Annotated in this window: 17 protein-coding genes and 1 other annotated feature; of the genes, 4 read left to right on the plus strand and 13 right to left on the minus strand. The window is 45.4% G+C overall.

Going from position 1 to position 18515, the window contains the following annotated elements; genetic code table 11:
* Nucleotides 1-174 precede the first annotated feature (174 nt).
* From NFU07_RS08650 to gnd, 10 genes are all read right to left on the minus strand, one after another.
* Entirely contained in the window at nt 175-804 is a 630-nt protein-coding gene (locus NFU07_RS08650) for a nitroreductase family protein (RefSeq protein ID WP_251476769.1), read from the minus strand.
* A gap of 102 nt (nt 805-906) precedes the next feature.
* On the minus strand, nt 907-1440 hold the full coding sequence (locus NFU07_RS08655; protein ID WP_251476772.1) for a GNAT family N-acetyltransferase: 534 nt from the start codon (nt 1438-1440) through the stop codon (nt 907-909).
* Nucleotides 1441-1576: 136 nt separating this feature from the next.
* Nucleotides 1577-3457, minus strand: a complete 1881-nt coding sequence (locus NFU07_RS08660) for an EAL domain-containing protein (protein ID WP_251476774.1) — start codon at nt 3455-3457, stop codon at nt 1577-1579.
* 38 nt (nt 3458-3495) lie between these two features.
* Nucleotides 3496-4422, minus strand: coding sequence for a DMT family transporter (locus NFU07_RS08665; protein WP_251476776.1), 927 nt, complete (start codon nt 4420-4422; stop codon nt 3496-3498).
* A 230-nt stretch (nt 4423-4652) separates the two neighbouring features.
* Nucleotides 4653-5090, minus strand: a complete 438-nt coding sequence (locus NFU07_RS08670) for a GNAT family N-acetyltransferase (protein ID WP_251476778.1) — start codon at nt 5088-5090, stop codon at nt 4653-4655.
* Nucleotides 5091-5131: 41 nt separating this feature from the next.
* On the minus strand, nt 5132-5596 hold the full coding sequence (locus tag NFU07_RS08675) for a DUF4181 domain-containing protein (protein WP_251476780.1): 465 nt from the start codon (nt 5594-5596) through the stop codon (nt 5132-5134).
* 22 nt (nt 5597-5618) lie between these two features.
* Nucleotides 5619-7274, minus strand: a complete 1656-nt coding sequence (locus NFU07_RS08680) for an FAD-binding dehydrogenase (RefSeq protein WP_251476782.1) — start codon at nt 7272-7274, stop codon at nt 5619-5621.
* A 413-nt stretch (nt 7275-7687) separates the two neighbouring features.
* Nucleotides 7688-9235, minus strand: coding sequence for a gluconokinase (gntK, locus tag NFU07_RS08685; RefSeq protein ID WP_251476784.1), 1548 nt, complete (start codon nt 9233-9235; stop codon nt 7688-7690).
* Between the two features lie 65 nt (nt 9236-9300).
* Nucleotides 9301-10641, minus strand: a complete 1341-nt coding sequence (locus NFU07_RS08690; protein WP_251476786.1) for a GntT/GntP/DsdX family permease — start codon at nt 10639-10641, stop codon at nt 9301-9303.
* A 35-nt stretch (nt 10642-10676) separates the two neighbouring features.
* A complete protein-coding gene (gene gnd / locus NFU07_RS08695; RefSeq protein ID WP_235197647.1) occupies nt 10677-11561 on the minus strand; it encodes a phosphogluconate dehydrogenase (NAD(+)-dependent, decarboxylating) in 885 nt (294 codons plus the stop codon).
* A gap of 126 nt (nt 11562-11687) precedes the next feature.
* Between gnd and NFU07_RS08700 the strand changes: the two genes are divergently transcribed.
* From NFU07_RS08700 to NFU07_RS08710, 3 genes are all read left to right on the plus strand, one after another.
* Nucleotides 11688-12539 carry a MurR/RpiR family transcriptional regulator gene (locus tag NFU07_RS08700; RefSeq protein ID WP_251476788.1) on the plus strand — a complete coding sequence of 284 codons (852 nt, stop codon included), beginning with the start codon at nt 11688-11690 and terminating at the stop codon, nt 12537-12539.
* A 341-nt stretch (nt 12540-12880) separates the two neighbouring features.
* A complete protein-coding gene (locus tag NFU07_RS08705; protein WP_235197648.1) occupies nt 12881-13741 on the plus strand; it encodes an Hsp33 family molecular chaperone HslO in 861 nt (286 codons plus the stop codon).
* Nucleotides 13742-13800: 59 nt separating this feature from the next.
* Nucleotides 13801-14529, plus strand: a complete 729-nt coding sequence (locus NFU07_RS08710; protein WP_251476790.1) for a MerR family transcriptional regulator — start codon at nt 13801-13803, stop codon at nt 14527-14529.
* A gap of 171 nt (nt 14530-14700) precedes the next feature.
* On the opposite strand, the gene NFU07_RS08715 is transcribed toward NFU07_RS08710, so the two are convergent.
* Both NFU07_RS08715 and NFU07_RS08720 read right to left on the minus strand, forming a co-directional pair.
* Nucleotides 14701-15168, minus strand: a complete 468-nt coding sequence (locus NFU07_RS08715; protein ID WP_251476792.1) for a DUF4279 domain-containing protein — start codon at nt 15166-15168, stop codon at nt 14701-14703.
* 292 nt (nt 15169-15460) lie between these two features.
* Complete coding sequence (locus tag NFU07_RS08720; protein ID WP_251476793.1) at nt 15461-16699, minus strand: MFS transporter; 1239 nt, start codon at nt 16697-16699, stop codon at nt 15461-15463.
* A 61-nt stretch (nt 16700-16760) separates the two neighbouring features.
* Nucleotides 16761-17016: a binding site (T-box leader), on the minus strand.
* Between the two features lie 97 nt (nt 17017-17113).
* On the opposite strand from NFU07_RS08720, the gene NFU07_RS08725 reads away from it, so the two are divergent.
* Nucleotides 17114-17572: an RDD family protein gene (locus NFU07_RS08725; RefSeq protein WP_251476795.1), complete on the plus strand. Its 459-nt coding sequence runs from the start codon at nt 17114-17116 to the stop codon at nt 17570-17572.
* Nucleotides 17573-17619: 47 nt separating this feature from the next.
* On the opposite strand, the gene NFU07_RS08730 is transcribed toward NFU07_RS08725, so the two are convergent.
* Nucleotides 17620-18477, minus strand: coding sequence for an AraC family transcriptional regulator (locus NFU07_RS08730; protein ID WP_251476797.1), 858 nt, complete (start codon nt 18475-18477; stop codon nt 17620-17622).
* Nucleotides 18478-18515 lie beyond the last annotated feature (38 nt).

Here is an 18515-nt window from a genome sequence, read left to right on the forward strand (position 1 = left end):
GCAGTTTTTTCCGTCCGTAAATGGCGGTTCCTTCTTTTACTCCCAACTTTAACTGGAATACTCTCAACTTTAGTTGAAATACTCCCAACTTCTCTATAAATACGCCCAACTCCGCCGATTGGCCGCGATCCAATAAAAAAACCTGAACTGCCGGCCGGCAGTTCAGGTTTTGGTTTAGATGAATTTTGCTACTTCTTCTAACGGCAGACGCGTTGTTCCGAAAGCTGGAGCCGCCGCTTTTCCGACAGCGATCAAGACGATCGGGAAAAGGTGTTCCGGCAGTTCGAATCTCTCAGCAAATTTCGCTTTGTCGAAACCGCCCATTGGGATTGTATCGTAGCCTCGCTCTTTTGCAATCAGCATCAATTGCATGGAGACAAGCCCAGCGTCGAATGCTGCGATATTCATTCTCGCTTCTACAGGAGCGTTCGGGTACGTTGCATACGTATTAGCGACAGTCCGTTCTTTAATGGACTCGTCCATATGTCCGGCTTCTACATTTTGCGTGTAGATTTTTTCAACGTTTTTGTATGCGTCGATATTGCCGAGTATCGCAATAACAGCTGATGATTGCTCGACTTGCGCTTGGTTATTCGCAATAGCACGCAATTCTCTTTTAACGTCTTGATCTTGGATCACGATGAAGTTCCAAGCTTGAAGATTGCTAGAAGACGGAGCACTTGTTGCAAGTGTCAGCATTTCTTCCAGTTCTTCTTTTTCGATTTTGAAGCTCGGATCGTAAATACGCACCGATTTTCTTTCTTTCATTACTTTATATAAGGGTGATTCTACGTTTACTGACATGGAAATGCCTCCTCTGTTTACACTTACTTTTAGTAAGTTGACAAAGAGTAATTTATCACGCAGCCTTTAGCCTGTCAAAGAAGTTGACCTGCACGCCTTTCGTTAATCGTTCGGATTGATGATGGCAAGCATTTGATGGTCTTCCCAGACACCATTGATCTGAACGTTTTTCTGGCTGATCCCTTCTTTATGGAAGCCTGCTTTCTCCAGAACCCGGATGGACGCGATATGATCCGGCTTCACCCCTGCTTCGATGCGGTGCAGCAATAATTCTTCAAATGCATAGTTGACGAGCAGCTTCACGGCTTCTGTGGCATAGCCTTTGCCGTTATGGTCCTGGTCTACGGTATAGCCCATGATGGCACTTTGAACAGGGCCGCGAACCACTTGAACCAAGTTGATGCTGCCGATCAAAGTCCCGTCTTTTAAGACGATCCCGAAATTATACTCTTTGTCTTTTTGACGGTTTTCTTCTTGCCTTTGCAGCCTCGCTGCCTGTCCTTCTAAAGTGTAGTAATCCGCACTCCGCGTTACTGAAAATTGTTCAAATAAGTCCTTGTTCTTGATTTCCACTGCTAAAATATCCGGCAAGTCCGCTTCTGTCAATTTTCGCAAAACAATTTTTTCGCTCTCCATACTTCTCCCCATTTCTGCTAGAATCATCTTGTCATTCAACTTTATCATAATTCCCCAACTTCCATGTTCCACATGAAACTTTCATTTCGGATAAATAAAAGCCGGTCCTTTGATGGACCGGCTTGAATGGTTATTTTTACTGAAGTTCGATCGAAAATTCTTCTTTGGGTTTATTCCATTGCTTGATTTGATGGATTTCAACGGGCTTAGCGTAATAATAGCCTTGGACTTCCTGGCAGATGAGCTGACGGAGAAACGTACTTTCCTCTTCCCGCTCAATGCCTTCGGCAAGGCAAGTCAACTCGAAACGCTCTGCCATCGAGGTGATGGTCTCTACGATGCGCTGACTGTTTTGGTTGCTGTCGACCCGGTCGATGAATTCGCGCGGCACTTTGATTTTATCGACTTTGACCTTAGCTAAGATGCCGAAAGAAGAATAGCCGGTTCCGAAATCGTCGATGGCAATGCGGATGCCATGGGACCTCAGTTCTTCGATTTTTTGAAGATCTTCCATCCGGTTTTCAAACAGCGACCGCTCCGTCAATTCAATTTCCAGATTTTCCGGCGGGAATCCCGTTTTTTTCAGGATGGCTAGCGTTTCTTCCACAAAATGCTCTTGCTGAATCTGGATAAAGGAGACATTGACCGCCAATTTCAGCGGCTCTTCGGAAACCCCCGTAAGCTCCTGTACTTGCCGGCATGCCCGCTCTAAAATCCAATTGCCCAATGGGACAATGAAGCCGTTCTTCTCCGCAATCTCGATAAAGACTCCTGGAGAGATGGGGCCGATTTCCGGATGCTGCCAGCGCACTAGCGCTTCGACTCCCACCATGCGGTTTGTCTCCAATTGAACTTGAGGCTGATAGACAACACAGAATTCCTTTTCCAAATCCGCTTGGTATAAAGCTTCAGAAATTCTTACTTGGTTCATGCTATCGCGTTTGATTTCTTCAGAACAATACACCCAGCGGTTGATGCCCGAATCTTTCGCTTTATCCAGTGCAAATTGTGCATGCCGCATCAATTCATCGCTGGTCTGGCCATCCGTTTTGGAGCAGCTCGTCCCAATGCTGAATGTCAGCATGTAATTGTGATTTTTCAATTCGTAAGGTGCTGACAAGACCTGCAGAATATCTTGAAAATAGGAAACGACTTCTTCTTTTGCAAAACTATTTTCTACAGCAATCAAAAATGTGCTGCCTTCCGCTTTTGCCAAATAGGAATGTCCGGTCAGCTTATCCTCCAAGCGAACTTTGACTAAGTTCAGCAATTCATCGCTTTTTTGATGCCCCAGCACATCATAAACCGATTGAAAATGATTGATTTCGATTTTGCCGACAATGAAATGCTTTTCTTTCAGCATGTAATCTATGTATAAGTTAAAATCCATCCGGTTCGGGATTTTCAGGAAAGGATCCTGATAAGCCATCTCTTCCGCTTGATCCATATAGTGAAAAAGCATCTTTTCCCGTTTGTTCATCGATTTCAGCCCCCAATAGGCGAGCCCTGCAGCCAAAATCATTAAAGCCAAGCGGAAAAGATGATGATCTGTACCAATCACGACCATTAGCTCCTCCGGCACGAGGACGATCAAGCTCACTAATACAGCGAGTGAAACCGCCAGCACGTAGGAAACCAGCAAAAAACTTTGAAGGATCAAAGCCACCATCAAATATAAAAAGACGACGGCCCAAATCGAAACCGCCACTTCATCAATAAAATAAAACAAAATAAGCGGAATCGAAACGGAATTTATGGCGTATAAATGCTCTTTAACCGTACCTTGAATCGTAGTCTTCCCAAGCCATAGCGAAAATCCGCCTAAAATAAGCATGGCGAGAGGCACCGGGTATTCGCTAAAAGTCGCACCCTGTTCATCGGCGATTACAAACCACCCAAACGCCAATCCGCCTATAATATTTCCCCAACCGATGACATACCCGATTAAACTGTAGAAACGAGCCTTCAATCGATCAGCCTCACTTATATAATTTCCATTCACGCGATGAATGTTCATCTATTCAAACTCCATTCAAAAAAACTTGTGCTGCTCAATTATACCGTTTTCTTCCGATTCGCATTTCTGGCTTTCATCCGCCAGAGTTCTTCTGCAGCGCCTGAACCAAAAAGCACACCGAACATGATGACGACAAATCCTGCCAAATGTACGGCTGTAATCGTTTCCCCAAGAAAAACCGCAGAACCGAGCAAAGCGAATAATGTATTTAAATTAATGAAAACTGCGGCTTTTGGCGGTCCGACTTGGCCCAGTGAATAATTATAAAGCATATGGCCAAGTGCCGTCGCAATCACACCGGAGGCAATCACCAATAGCCAAAATGCTGCATTCATTTCAGCGAACATCCGCCATTCCCCGGGCTCTTGGATCAAACTGATCATAAACAGGCCGGCCGAGCCCACAAGAAACATATAGCCTGTCTGCAGCCTTGGATCCAAAGTTTCAGAAGCTTTGCTGATGACCAAAAAGCTCAACACCTGGCCAAGAATGGCGAGTAATATGTATACATCCCCTATAGATACTCGGCTCGTTTCGCTATTTCCGGACAATACGGTCGCGGATACGCCGATAAACCCGAGCATCAGGCCAATCCACTGCAGTTTCGACGGCCGCATGCGAAGCAGCGCCAAACTGAAGATAGCCGTCAGGATAGGGCTGGTCCCGAGAATCAATCCGGCGTTTGTTCCGGAAGTTAAAGAAAGTCCAACCGAAATAAAGTAATGGTGGATGACGACATTGAGCAGCGATCCGACCGCTACGTACCGCCACTCTTTAGCTGTGAGTTTTCGGGCCATGCCAAATGAAAACAGGACGCCAAAGACCATTAACGCCGCTAAAAAAATACGGAGTGAAGTCATGGTGACCGGTCCCATTTGTGCAGTTAAATATTTTACTGCTGGAAGATTAACGCCCCAAATAAACATAATAGCGACCAGCAACAGATAAATTTTAAATTGGCTCATGCTCATCCCTCTTTTTATCGGCTATAGTTCCCATTTTCTTAACCTTACGCTTTCAAAAGGAGCTGTTCGTCATGTAATGTCTTAGATTTCCCTTTTTTCGGACCCTTGTAAACGCATTTTTTACCACTTCACTAGAAAAGTACAAAAAGGAGTTGGCCCAAATAATTTTGGGACAACTCCTTTTGTGGCGAAGCTAGCGCAAAGACAGAGATAGGAGCAACCGTATTCCCCTATGCTTCATTAGAATCAATGGGGCTTTCCAATTCCTCTAGTGTTTTCCGAAATCCATAGAAGGGACGGAATTTCTGTTTTTCATAGAATGTTTGTGAAGTCGTGCTCGCGAGCAGCTCCATCCGTGTTTTTGGATAAAGTTTATGCACATATGCCAACAACGCTTGGCCTATGCCTTTTCCGCGTTCTTTTTCATCGACTAGCAGTTCACATATATACAAACTAATCGATCCGTCAGTCAACCCTCTTATGCAGGCGATGACTTCTCCATCTCGTTCCGCTACAAAAGCGATTTGGGAATGGTTCCAGGCTGATTTCGTTTCGTCTTGTTTAGCAGCCAGATTCGTCCAGCCTTCTTTTTGATTTAATTGGTGAATGGCTGGAAAATCGGATTCTTTATATGGACGTATTGAAAAATCGCTTTGTTTGATGGTCATGCTCCTCTTCCTTTACTATTTTATTCACTCCGCATTCCTTCCTAGGCGCTTAGCAACTCTCCAAAAACCTCAGGAAACGCCGCATAAGCCAAAGTGAAAATTACGATGATCGACAATGGAAATTGAATCAAAGTGAAAAGATAATCATTCGGATTTTTAGCATACTTTTTCTCCATGACGGCCCGGACAGTTTCCTGTATGGCACCGAAGATGACAAAGATGAACATCATGTAAATCTGAATGGAATAGAACGCAAAAATGGCAGTGATGACAACCACAAATACCGCCACCATCCGAATGGTCCAATCGATTCTTTGATGCTTTTCATTTACATAATTATTAGAGAATCTTTTTCTTTTCTCGACGCCTAACATTTTTCTTAATAGCATGTTCAAAAGGAAAATCACCACTGCACTCCCAATCAAGAAAAATGCCATGCTCCACCAGAATTCCGAAGTGAACTGAGAAGTGTATTCAGGCGGCAAGCCGCTCGGATAAGTACTCAAATCAATCTCCCCCTTTCTAGCGTTATTTTTGTTTGTTTGCTATTGCACGGCCTGCCACTCTTCCTGAAAACAGGCAGCCGCCGAGGAACGTTCCTTCAAGCGAGCGATAGCCATGGACACCGCCGCCGCCAAAACCACAGACTTCCCCTGCAGCATAAAGCCCGGGAATCGGTTGGCCGGCCTCATCAAGGACACGGGCTGACAAATCTGTCTGCAAACCGCCAAGCGTTTTGCGGCTGACGATATTCAAACGGACCGCAATGAGCGGACCTTTTTTCGGATCGAGCATCTTATGCGGCGCTGCTACCCGGATCAGCCGGTCGCCCCGGTAATTTCTGGCGCCGCGCAACGCAGTAATTTGAAGGTCTTTCGTAAAAGCATTGTCCATTTGCCGGTCTCTTGCCATGATTTGGCGTTCGATTTCTTTAACATCCACCAGATTTTCGCCGGTCAACCGGTTCATTCCGGCTACCAGCTCTTCTAACGAATCGGCAACAATAAAATCTTCCCCTTTGTCCATGAACGCCTGAACCGGTGCAGTCGCCCCTTTTCGCACGCGCGATAGCACTTGCGGAATGCTTTTGCCGGTTAAATCGGGATTCTGTTCCGAACCGGACAAAGCAAATTCCTTTTCGATCATCGCCTGCGTCAAAATGAACCACGAATAATCGAAGCCGCTCTTTTGAATCGTTTCCAATGTCCCTAAAGTATCGAATCCCGGAAAGTTCGGCGCCGGAAAACGCTTGCCTGTGGCATCGAACCACATCGATGACGGTCCCGGCAAAATCCGGATGCCGTGCTTGTGCCAGACCGGATTCCAATTTTTAATGCCTTCCGTGTAATGCCACATCCGGTCCCGGTTCACAAGCCGCCCGCCTGCTTTTTCAGTGATGGCGAGCATGCGCCCGTCCACATGGGCAGGGACACCCGACAGCATATTTTCAGGAGCTGCCCCTAGCCGCTCCGGCCAATTCTTCCGAATCAATTCATGGTTCCCGCCAATTCCGCCGCTTGTCACTACGACCGCTTCTGCGTGATACAGAAAATCCCCGACCGCTTTTCTGGAACTCGCTTCTCCTCTTGCCGCCTCGCTTGGCTCAAGCACCGAACCGAACACTCCCGTAACGTCATGGCCTTCTTTTACCAGTCCATCCACTTGATGGCGCGGCTTATAGTCGACCAATCCTGCTTTCATATGCGCGCGTACACGGCGTTCAAAAGGTGCCACAATCCCTGGGCCAGTACCCCAAACAATATGGAAACGCGGAACGGAATTGCCATGGCCTTCCGCTAAATAGCCGCCGCGTTCTGCCCAGCCGACGACAGGAAAAAACTTTACGCCCATACTCGCTAGCCACGCCCGCTTTTCACCCGCAGCAAAATCCACGTAGGCTTCCGCCCATTTTCTTCCCCAATAATCTTCGTCTTGTTCGCGGTCAAAACCGGCTGCCCCAAGCCAGTCCTGCCATGCCAGCTCTTTCGAATCTTTGACCCCCATGCGTTTCTGTTCAGGTGAATCCACTAAAAACAATCCGCCAAATGACCACCACGCTTGGCCGCCAAAAGATGCTTCAGGTTCTTGATCCAATAGTAAAACCCTTTTTCCCGCATCCGCAATTTCCGCTGCTGCCACCAATCCGGCTAAACCTGCCCCCACTATAATCGCATCATATCCCACGCCGACATCCCCTTTGCAGTCCGCTGTTCTTTCTTCTTTCATCGTAGCAGAAACGATTGGTAAATTATAGATATTTTCTGATAATTAATCGGATTGCGTAGTAAGGCAGGAATGACGATGAATTTATTTCGTTTTGGATTTGGTTTATATTGGAATATTCTTTTGTTGTTATAAAAATTTTTGAGAAAAGCGGTCGAATCTATGACGAACGCGCGCAAATGATTTTGAACGCGCGCATTTCTGTCTGAACGCACGCAAACTTCAGTGAGCGCGCGCATTTTCATTTGAACGCGCGCAAATTCATAGCCATGAAGAAAATGCAGCTTTCAAATAAAATAATAGAAAATATTCCCATCCATCACTCCCTTATCAACAATAAAAGCCGAAACCTTCAACCGGTTTCGGCTTTTTTCCTATCCTTCCAAATGCTTTCGCTGGAATTCAGAAATGCTTTCATATTCTTCCGTCAGCAAACGTGACAAGCGAATGTAGATCGGCAGTAATTCACGGTAGATTTCACTCGTTGCAGCTTCCGGATAGTGGGTATGGGTTTCTCCGATCATTTCCGAAACGATGGAGAAATCTTTTATTTCACCGAGGGCGTACATGCCAAGCACGACAGCTCCAAGACAAGAACTTTCGAAGCTTTCCGGCACGATTACCGGTTTATCAAACACATCCGCCATCAGCTGGCGCCACATTTCAGAGCGTGCAAAGCCGCCGGATGCCTGAATGCGCAGCGGTTCACCGGTCAATTCTTCTACCGCGAGCAGGACCGTGTACAGATTGTAAACGATGCCTTCCAAAACCGAACGGATCATATGCTGTTTTTGGTGGTGAATGCTGAGGCCGAAAAACGATCCCCGTGCATTGGCATCCCATAACGGCGCCCGTTCACCGGTCATATACGGGTGGAACAGAAGGCCGTCCGATCCCGGATTGACAGTCGATGCAATTTTGGTCAGCACATCGTAAGGGTCGATTCCTAAGCGTTTGGCCGTTTCGACTTCAGAGGATGCGAACTCGTCCCGCAGCCACCTCAGCACGATTCCGCCGTTATTGACGGGACCGCCGATAATCCAGTGGTCTTCCGTCAAAGCATAGCAGAACGTCCGCCCTTTTGGATCTGTTTTCGGAACAGGTGAAACGGTGCGGATGGCCCCGCTTGTGCCGATCGTGACAGCAATGACGCCAGGTTCGATGGCGTTCACGCCGAGATTCGCTAAGACGCCGTCGCTCGCCCCTACTACAAACGGCAGCTGCTCAGGAATCCCCATGAACGCGGCATACTCCGGCAAGACTCCCTTCATCTGATGGGTTGTTGGCACAGGACGCGACAACTCGTTTGGTGAAATACCGGCCAGTTCGAGTGCTCCCCGGTCCCAGTCCAACTTTTCCAGGTTAAATAAGCCGGTAGCAGAAGCGATGGAATGATCGACGACATATTCGCCGAAAAGCTTAAAGAAGACGTATTCTTTGATGCCGATAAATTTAGCCGCCCGTTCACAAACTTCCGGCTTTTCATCTTTCAGCCAAACCAATTTCGCAAGCGGCGACATTGCGTGGATCGGCGTTCCGGTGCGCAAGTAAATTTCGTGTCCATCGTGCTGTTCCTTGATTTTTTTCGCATGCCTTGAACTTCTCGTATCCGCCCACGTGATGCTTTTCGTCAGCAATTCCCCTTCACTGTCGATTGCGATCAAGCTGTGCATCGCCGAACTGAACGATACCAACTTCAACTGATCCGGACCGATGCCGCTTTTTCGAATCGTTTCTCTTATCGTCCCCAGGACAGCGCGGAAAATTTCTTCCGGATCCTGCTCTGCGATAATCGGACTTGGTGTATCCAGCGGATAAAGAATCGTGTCGCTTGCGATAACATTTCCTTTTTTATTGAATAAAACCGATTTTGTCGACGTCGTGCCGATATCGACTCCTAAGTAATATGCTTGTTCAGGCATGGTAGCCCTCCTTTAGATACAAGAAAAAGAAAAAGGAATCTCCCCTTTTTCTTTTTCGAAGTTGTTTAAATGAAGAAACTGATGATTAAAACGACCACGAATCCGGTTAACCCGATAATAGTTTCCATAATGGTCCATGATTTAAGTGTATCCTTCACGTCAAGCCCGAAATACCGGTTTACTAGCCAGAACCCCGAGTCGTTGACATGCGACAGAACCGTCGCACCTGAAGCGATGGCAATAACGACTAAACCGAGTGCCGGCCCCGTCATATTGACCATTTCCAAAAGCGGCGTAATTAATCCGGCTGCAGTTACCATAGCGACTGTTGCCGATCCTTGCGCTACCCGGACAGCTGTGGCAATTAGGAAAGCGAGAACGATTGGCGGCAGCGGTGAACCCGCCATCATATCCCCAAGCACTTCCCCAACGCCTGAATCGATCAGAACTTGCTTGAAAACACCGCCGGCTCCAGTAACAAGGATGATGATTCCTGCTGGCTCAAGCGATTTCGTCGCGATATCCTGAACTTCCTGGCGTGTGTAGCCGCGTTTCGTTCCAAGAATATAGAAAGTCAATAATGTAGCAATTGTCAAAGCCACAAATGGATGGCCCAGGAATGTCAAAATATCCCGTACTGTATTTCCTTCTTCTAAAACAACCCCTGAAACCGTATTCATCAAAATTAAGATAAGCGGAATCAAAATAAGGAAAGTGATCAAACCAAAACTCGGCAGTTCCTTATCGTACTCTTTCTGTTCCAATTCCATGTAATCCGGAATGGCGACGTGAATTTTCTTTCCTATGTAACGGCCAAAGAGCGGCCCGGCTAAAATCATTGCGGGCACCCCTGCAATTGCGCCGAATAAAATAACCCAGCCCATATCCGCATTGACTAATTGCGCAACGGCAATCGGCCCTGGAGTCGGGGGGATAAAGCTATGCGTCACGGCAAGACCTGCGAGCAGCGGAATTCCGTAATGAAGAAGCGACTTTCCGGTTTTGCGGGCCAGACCATAGACGATCGGCACCAAAATGATAAAACCGACATCAAAGAAAACGGGAATGGCAACGATGAATCCGGTAAGCCCAAGAGCCCAAGGTGATTTTTCCTCTCCGAATTTACTGATCAGCGTGCCTGCCAAGCGCTCAGCGCCACCCGATACTTCGAGCATTTTACCGAACATTGCACCAAGTCCGACGACGACTGCGACGAATCCGAGCGTACCGCCCATACCATTTTGAACCGATTCAATTACTTGGCCAAGCGGCATGCCAGCCGCAATGCCGACTAATAAACTGACAAGCAATAATGCCACAAACGCATGCAATTTCGTGCGCATAACCAAAAACAATAAAAGAAAAATACCGGCTACCGCCACCAAAATCAATGTTGAACCTGACATCTTCGTCCCTCCTCGTTGTGTAAAGCCTTATTATCTTACTTTTTTTCTACTGCATGCCCGCCGAATTCATTGCGGAGTGCCGCCACAACTTTTCCTGTGAAGGTGTCATCTTCCAACGAACGGTAGCGCATCATCAGCGATAATGTGATAACCGGAGCCGGAACATTCAAGTCCAAAGCTGTCTCAACTGTCCATTTGCCTTCACCTGATGAGTTCATGACGCCGCGGATGCCATCCAATTTTTCGTCTTTTGAAAATGCATTTTGCGTCAAGCCCATCAAGTACGAACGGATGATAGATCCGTTGTTCCAAACGCCCGCCACTTTCTCGTAGTCGAAATCGAAATTGCTTTTATTCAGAATTTCAAATCCTTCGGCAATCGATTGCATCATGCCGTACTCAATTCCGTTATGCACCATTTTCAAGAAATGCCCGCTTCCCGGTTCTCCCGTATACAAATAGCCGTCTTCTACCGAAATGTCTTTGAACAAAGGCTCGATTTCCTTGAACTTCTCAGCGTCTCCGCCGATCATCGAACAAATTCCTTTGCGTGCCCCTTCTGTTCCGCCGCTTGTTCCGCAGTCAAAAAAGTAAAGGCCCTGTTCCTTTAATTGCTCAGCACGGCGCACCGTGTCTTTGTAATTGGAATTTCCGCCGTCAATAATCGAATCGCCTTTTTCCAATAGCGGCGTGAGTTCCGTAATCACCGACTCCGTAATTTCCCCTGCCGGCACCATTAGCCATACTGTGCGAGGTGTTTCCAATTTCTCCACAAGCTCTGAAATCGAAGAAGTTTTCTTGAAACCGCTTTCTTCAATTGCCGCATGGCTATCGTAGCCAATCACTTTATGTCCGTGGTCCACCAAGTTAAGGGCCAAGTTCAATCCCATTTTGCCTAAACCGATTACACCGATTTGCATAATAAAACCTCCTATGAATAAAAGAATATTTTTCCGTATTAAAAATATTATATCAAATATTTTTCCATACACAACATGTTATTCTATAATTAAAGGAAACTCACCAAAGAAATGAGGCGCGAATTTATGAAAGAACAGGCATTTGCGCTGGCTGCCATCCGGGGCAGTTACCGCCACTTCAGCGAAAAAGAAAAAAAGATCGCCGACTATGTCTTGAACGATCCTAAAAATATTATCCATTTGACCATCAACCAAATTTCCGATGAACTCGGCTTAGCTGAGTCCACCATCTTCCGTTTCTGCCAGCGAATCGGCTTTAAAGGTTTTCAGGCATTCAAAATTTCATTAGCCGCTGAAGTAGTAGCGCCGCTGAAAGACATCCATGAAAAAATCGAAGAAGGCGACAGCGTCGAGCGCGTCACGGAAAAAGTTTTCCGCTCCAATATCAAGACGATAGAAGATACGCTGCAGATCGTGGACGCTTCTGCGATGGAGCAAGCGGTCAATGCAGTCATAACGGCACGAAGAATCGAGTTTTTTGGGAACGGCGGCTCGGCGGCTATTGCCATGGACGGCTACCATAAGTTCATCCGGCTCGGCCTCCAAGTGTCCATCAACCTTGATGCCCATATGCAGCTGATGGCTGCTTCCCAGCTTCAGCAAGGAGACGCGGCCATTGTCATTTCCCATTCCGGATCAACCAATGACGTCCTTGATGTTCTGCGCATCTTAAAAGAAAAAGGTGTGACCATTATTTGCATCACCAATTTCGGCAAGTCCCCGCTGTCTAAAGACGCGGATATCGCCTTATACACCTCGTCTGAAGAAACGGATTTCCGTTCTGAGGCACTTTCTTCCCGCATTGCTCAGCTCACCTTGATCGATGCCCTTTATACGAACTTGATGATTGCACGCGGAGAAGAAGGCAAAAAAGCTCTTCAAAGCATGCGCGAAGCGATGTCCCAAAAGCGGCTGTGACTTAAAAAATACTCGGTAATCCAGTCGACTGGCTACCGAGTATTTTTTTCTCTATGAAATTTATGTAGCTATTTGATAATTGCTTGTATAAATATGAATGTCACTTTTAAATAAAAATTGTATCAATTCAGGATTTAATCTGCATAAAATTTGAAAGACCAATAACCTTAAATAAAGAGGTCACTAGCTTTTCAAGTTCTTTACTTCGTATATAAACTTCCGATAAGCCCTCATATGTTAACTAAAAATAAATATCGTGAAAATTTCATTCTCCCCTTGAACCTTACGTAGGGTAATGTTTTATAGTGAAACTAGCTTACTTTTGCAAAGGGGGAATCGTTGTGCAAAATGCCATTGTTAAGGCATTAATTAAAGAAGAACAGATTCGTCTATATTTTATTGATAATTCCCAGTTGCTTCGCGATATCTATGCCTTAAACCAGGAACTTCCTAAACCGCTTAAACTACTGTTAGGCAAAACGATATCAGCAATGAGCATACTCTCTGGTACGCTCAAAGGGAACCAGCGAATGAGCCTCCAGGTAACGTTGAGCAACACTCGCCATAAGATTTTTGCGGAAGCCGAAGCCAATGGAAATGTCAGAGGATACCTGAACGAGGAACTTTTGAGATCTTCTAATATAGAAGAAAAGTCGATGCAAGATTTGATTGGACCTTCTGGGATGATCCGTGTCATAAAGGGTTCTGAGATGAATCAATTCACCAGCATTACCGATATGCCAAATCAACATATCACGGATGATATCGCCAACTATTTTGTGCAGAGTGATCAGACGCCGACCTATCTTTATTCCGACATTCAGTTGGATAAGGGAGGTTCCCTTCTTTCCAGCCATGCACTATATGCACAACTGCTTCCCGGTGCACCACCACAACTGCTTTCAGAAGTGAAAATGATTGTGAAAGCCAATCCGGATATTTTCAGTAAACTAAACGCTGAAGAAGCGAGTGACAGCGAAGAAGCGTTAACCCAGTTGTTTGGGGATGCAAAAATTATTGGCCATAGCTCCAGTCAATTTTTCTGCGGATGCAGTAAAGAAATGTTCTATGGCATGCTTTATTCATTGAGTGAAGAGGAAATCAAACGGAGCATTGAACGAAAGGAAGACATTGAAGCTTTTTGCCATATTTGCGGGAAAACCTACACGTTTGAGCAAAAGGAGATGCAGCAACTCTTCTAACTTCGAATTTCTCGGTTTTAGTTGGTGAATAGAAATGTTGTTAAATGGAGGCTAAGCGAATGAAGGAACATTGGAAAGTCGGAGAAGTTGCCGAATTGGCGGGTTTAACGATTCGAACTTTACGCTATTACGATCAAATCTGTTTATTTTCACCTTCTCAGTATACGGAGTCAGGGCATCGGCTTTACACGAAAGCAGATTTGGTCCGTCTTCAGCCAATTTTGTCCTTAAAGCAGATGGGCATGTCGTTAGAAGAAATACAACTTCTGTTGTCTAATCCGGAGGAACAAACCGTTGCAGAGATTTTGCAAACCCAAATTTCCCGCGTCAAAAAAGAGATAGAGGTTCAGCAAAAACTAGTAGCAGAGCTGGAAAATGCGTTATCGGCTGCGCGCAGCAATCGGACCATGTCGATTCCAGAACTTACTAAATTAATGGAGGCGCTGAAAATGAATAAGGAAAAATACTTTTCGAAGCAGCAATTGGATACCATGGAAAGCAGATATGAGAATGCTGATAAACAACTCTTAAAGCAGGCCGAGCAAGAGTTTAACGATCTTATCAAGGAAATACGTTTGGAAAAAGAAAAAGGCGCTTCTCCTTCCGATGAAAAAGTACAAGATTTAGCGAAAAAATGGAATGACATCGTGAATGCCTTTTCCGAAGACGATAGGACTTTCCGCAAGCAAGCCGAACATTTCCACGCCGAAAACCCAGGGAACGAACTGCAATATGAAATAGATGGCGAGCTATACCAATTTATCAATCAAGCTTTGAATCATAAGTGATTTTAAATGAAAGGAAGAGGAAAAGCTGATAAGTTGGCTTCCCTCTTCCTTTCTTGTATTTTTTTAAAAGAAACTTCCGATAAATTCATGATATGTAAACTTCCATCCAGCTGATTATTCTGTTTTAAGACCGAATCTGTGGGTGTCGGTTTTTCTTTTAGAATTCATCGCTCACAGCAATTCTTTGTCTTCATTCTCCAGCGGATAAATATACATATCCACTCCGATGGTTGTGCCTGTTAAATAGCAAAACTCAATAATCTCTTTATCAAATGATATCCAAGGTTGTTCTTCTCCATGAATAGTCGGAACAATCGTAAGGACAAAGCTCACGTCATATTGTTCCTTTATTTGATTCAGTTGAGGGATTTTATTTTTGAGATTCTTGATGGTGTCTCTGCACTGGGCTTCCACATCCAATCGGCCAACCTCAGATTTTTCAGCACTCCATCTGGAGAAAAGATACTCAGATCCGTCGACTCGCTTATCTCCATAAGCCCAGCTTTTAAATGGATGAATTTCCAGAAGACGCGTAATGTCTTCCGGATTAAAAATCCCTTTTTCATACGCAACGAACCCTCTATCACTCGTACCGTTACTTTGAATTCCAAAATAAGTATAACTACTCGTTTTTTCCATTGGACACCCCATATCATATATTTTAAAAATACTATGTTCGGCATCTGCTATTATACAAACTCTTCCAGTTATCTTATCAAATAATATGAATAATTGAAATACTATTAGCTATATAAGAATTTCGTGAACCGTTCGTAAAAGTACACGTTTCCGAACGCTTTAAAAAGGGCCGAAAATGACCGAAAAGAGCGTTCGTAAACGTGTCAAAATACTTTACGAACGTCCGCCGATTCCGACACATGTTTACGAACGGTTTATAGGCCGATTTTTGAAATAACAAGCCCTTCCGCTTCTATGATTCTTTCAAAGAAGTTTCCGCATTCAATTGTTGCACCCTACTGTTTGGAAAGTCCAACCGCCAAAGAACCAGTGCAATAGCTGCTATCCCGAAACAACCGATAATGACAGCCAACCGGATGGAAAAGAAATAAGACACCGAACCGAATCCCATTGTCAGGACAATAATGCCCATCGCTTCTACAAGACCATAGATGCTGGATACTCTCCCCAATACTTCTGCAGGAATCTGCTCTTGATAAAAAGTCTGAAAGCCTGTGTTGGCAAATGCGAGGGCAAATGCCAACACAAAGAAACCGGCTGCAGCACCGCAGAAAGACGATGAAAATGCATAAATCAAATATCCGCCAGCCGTACCCGCTGCACCGATTTGCATAAGAGATGATACTGCGAGCTTCTTGATAAAAATCGCTGTCGTAATGGAGCCGGCGATGATTCCCGCTCCCGCGGTGCTGACTAAAAATCCGTATTCATCCTCTTCCAACTGCAGGACTTCAGTGGAAAAAGCCGCTTCCATTGAATCTAAAGCAGTGGCAGCTACCATCATTCCGCTGAAGATCAAATACGCTCTCGCAACGTTAGGGTTAGATTTGCTGAAAGCAAAGACCATCGCAAGATCTTTCCTTAATAGAGTCCAAGAGATCGATTCGGCATTTTCTCCTCTCGCTTTCTTTCCTTCTAAATTCGGCAAAGCCATTACGAGCAGACCGGATGCCAACAAAGCGGCTGCATTTATCTCTATCGCTATTTCCGGTGTGCTTATGACGAATAATACTCCCGCAATTGCCGGACCTAGTAAAAAGGCTCCTGAATCCACCAGACTCCGAAAGGAATTGAAGCGTTTGCGTTGTTCCGGCGCCAGCAGCATGGTGACATACACCATGGATGCAGGTACGAAAATGGCGTTTAATATCCCCAATAAAAATACGAATAAATAAATCATCTCAAGTGAGTGGATGAATGGCAGCAGCCCGATCAGTATTGCCCGGGAAATATCCAAGCCGATCATCAGCCGCTTCTTATTTATTCGATCCACTACGCTGCCGCTCCAGCCGTTCGTCACTAACATCGCAGCAGGGGCAATGGCATATAATGCCGCAACGGCCAAAGCGGAGCCCTCTGCCATTTCCAGCACCGTTAGATTTAAAGCGATTAAATAGATCCAGGCACCGATATTCGCAATCCCAATGCTCATCAATAAAATTACTGGATTTCTCCATCGTGTTTCAGCCATGTGCACCCACCCTTTCGATTTTCATAAAACGCAAAAAATCCCACCTCCAAGACCTGTTTGTCTTGGAGGCGGGATTCGAAAATCGCGGTGCCACTCCAGTTCCTTTAATATGTCGCCATATTAAGCTCATTAAGTACGGCAGTTCTCACTGCTTATACTCTTGCCCGATAACAGGAGCTCCTGTCGCATCACCTCCGAAAAACGGTTCCGATGCGCTGCTCAGAGTTTTGGTTCAGTGAATGGTTCTTGCCTATTTTCAGCATACAAGGCTCTCTTTGAAGAAATTCCTCACTTACTCTTCTCTTCATTGCATTTGATTTTGCTAATAATAGCATTTGATAGAATGGAAAGTAAACAAAAAATTAAAAATTCATGTTAAAGTTAAAAGAAATCGAGTGGAAGCGAGGGCATCTCATGACTAAAGATTATGCAGGATTCTGGATTCGTTTCATCGCGAACTTGATCGACGGCATTATTCTCGGCATACCTATTTTTATAGTCGATCAAGTTATTTTTAAACAAGTAACCGGGATGACCGAAGAACAATATTATGCTTTAAATGAACTTTCGACAGCTGGTGCCCCGCCTTCCTATCTATGGTACAGTTTCCTTTTCACTACCTTAGCCGGCATCCTATACTACGGAATTCTGACCTCGTCTAAAAAACAAGCGACGTTCGGCAAAATGGCGATGGGCATTAAAGTTGTAGATGCAAATGGCCAGCGTATGGGCTTTCTTCGTTCCGCGAACCGATATCTAGGCTATATCCCGTCCGGCTTTTTGCTGTTTTTCGGCTATATCATGATTGCCTTCACCGAAAAGAAGCGCGGACTTCACGATTACATTGCAAATTCATATGTGGTCTATAAATAATTGAATGGCAAAAGCGGCTTGGAGAAACTCCAGCCGCTTTTCTTTTCTTATTTTTTCAACGGAATCCAAATTTCGGAGTAATAGTCATCTCGATAAGCATCGCCAGCCGGATAAACTTCCAACTCAGGAGACGGTGCATGTTCATACTGGTTTGACGGAAACCATTCCGAGAAAATTTGCTTCCATACAATAGGCATGGCTTCCGGCATGGCGCCGTGCACTTCGAATACCGCCCATTTTGCAGCGGGTATTTCAAGGGCCGTTAGATTAGCCGGTGCTTTTTCAGTCGACTCTGCACCAATCCAATAGTCCATTTTTTGGCCATCCGCATTGCCATCGCAAATCCCGAGCAGCCCTTTGATTTCTCCATTGTTCAAGCCGGCTAACAAATCACTTGTCCCGTCGGCATTGGCTCTTTCCCACATTTTCGGGATGCCTTGCATATTTTCTCCGTCTACCAGTGAAAACTCTTCCTTGATGCCCACTGCCTGAAAACTTTCCTTTTCCACAATACGGTACTTCATCGGACTTGCCCCTTTCAGATTCACCTGGATTCCCAGGCGATTATAGGATTTCAGCTCTCCTACATGCTTTCGCGCACCGCTCGGCGTGACGCCGTGCTGTCGCCGAAAAGCTTTCGTGAAAGCCTCGGGGGTGTCATAGCCATATTTGGAGGCGATATCGATGATTTTATGGTCTGTACTCGCCAATTCATGTGCAGCTAAAGTCAAGCGCCTGCCCCGCAAATACTCGCCTACTGACATATCGGTCAAAATCGAGAATGTCCGTTGAAAGTGAAACACCGAACTATTCGCTTCGCGTGCAATATCTTCCATGCTGATCGATTCCGTTATATTCGCTTCCATGTAATCGATTGCCTGCTGCAAAGATTCTACCCACCCCATATTGCTCACCCCTTGCTTCCATCTTATCGGCATCTTTT

This window comes from Planococcus sp. NCCP-2050 (assembly GCF_023708025.1).
Taxonomy (GTDB): Bacteria; Bacillota; Bacilli; order Bacillales_A; family Planococcaceae; genus Planococcus.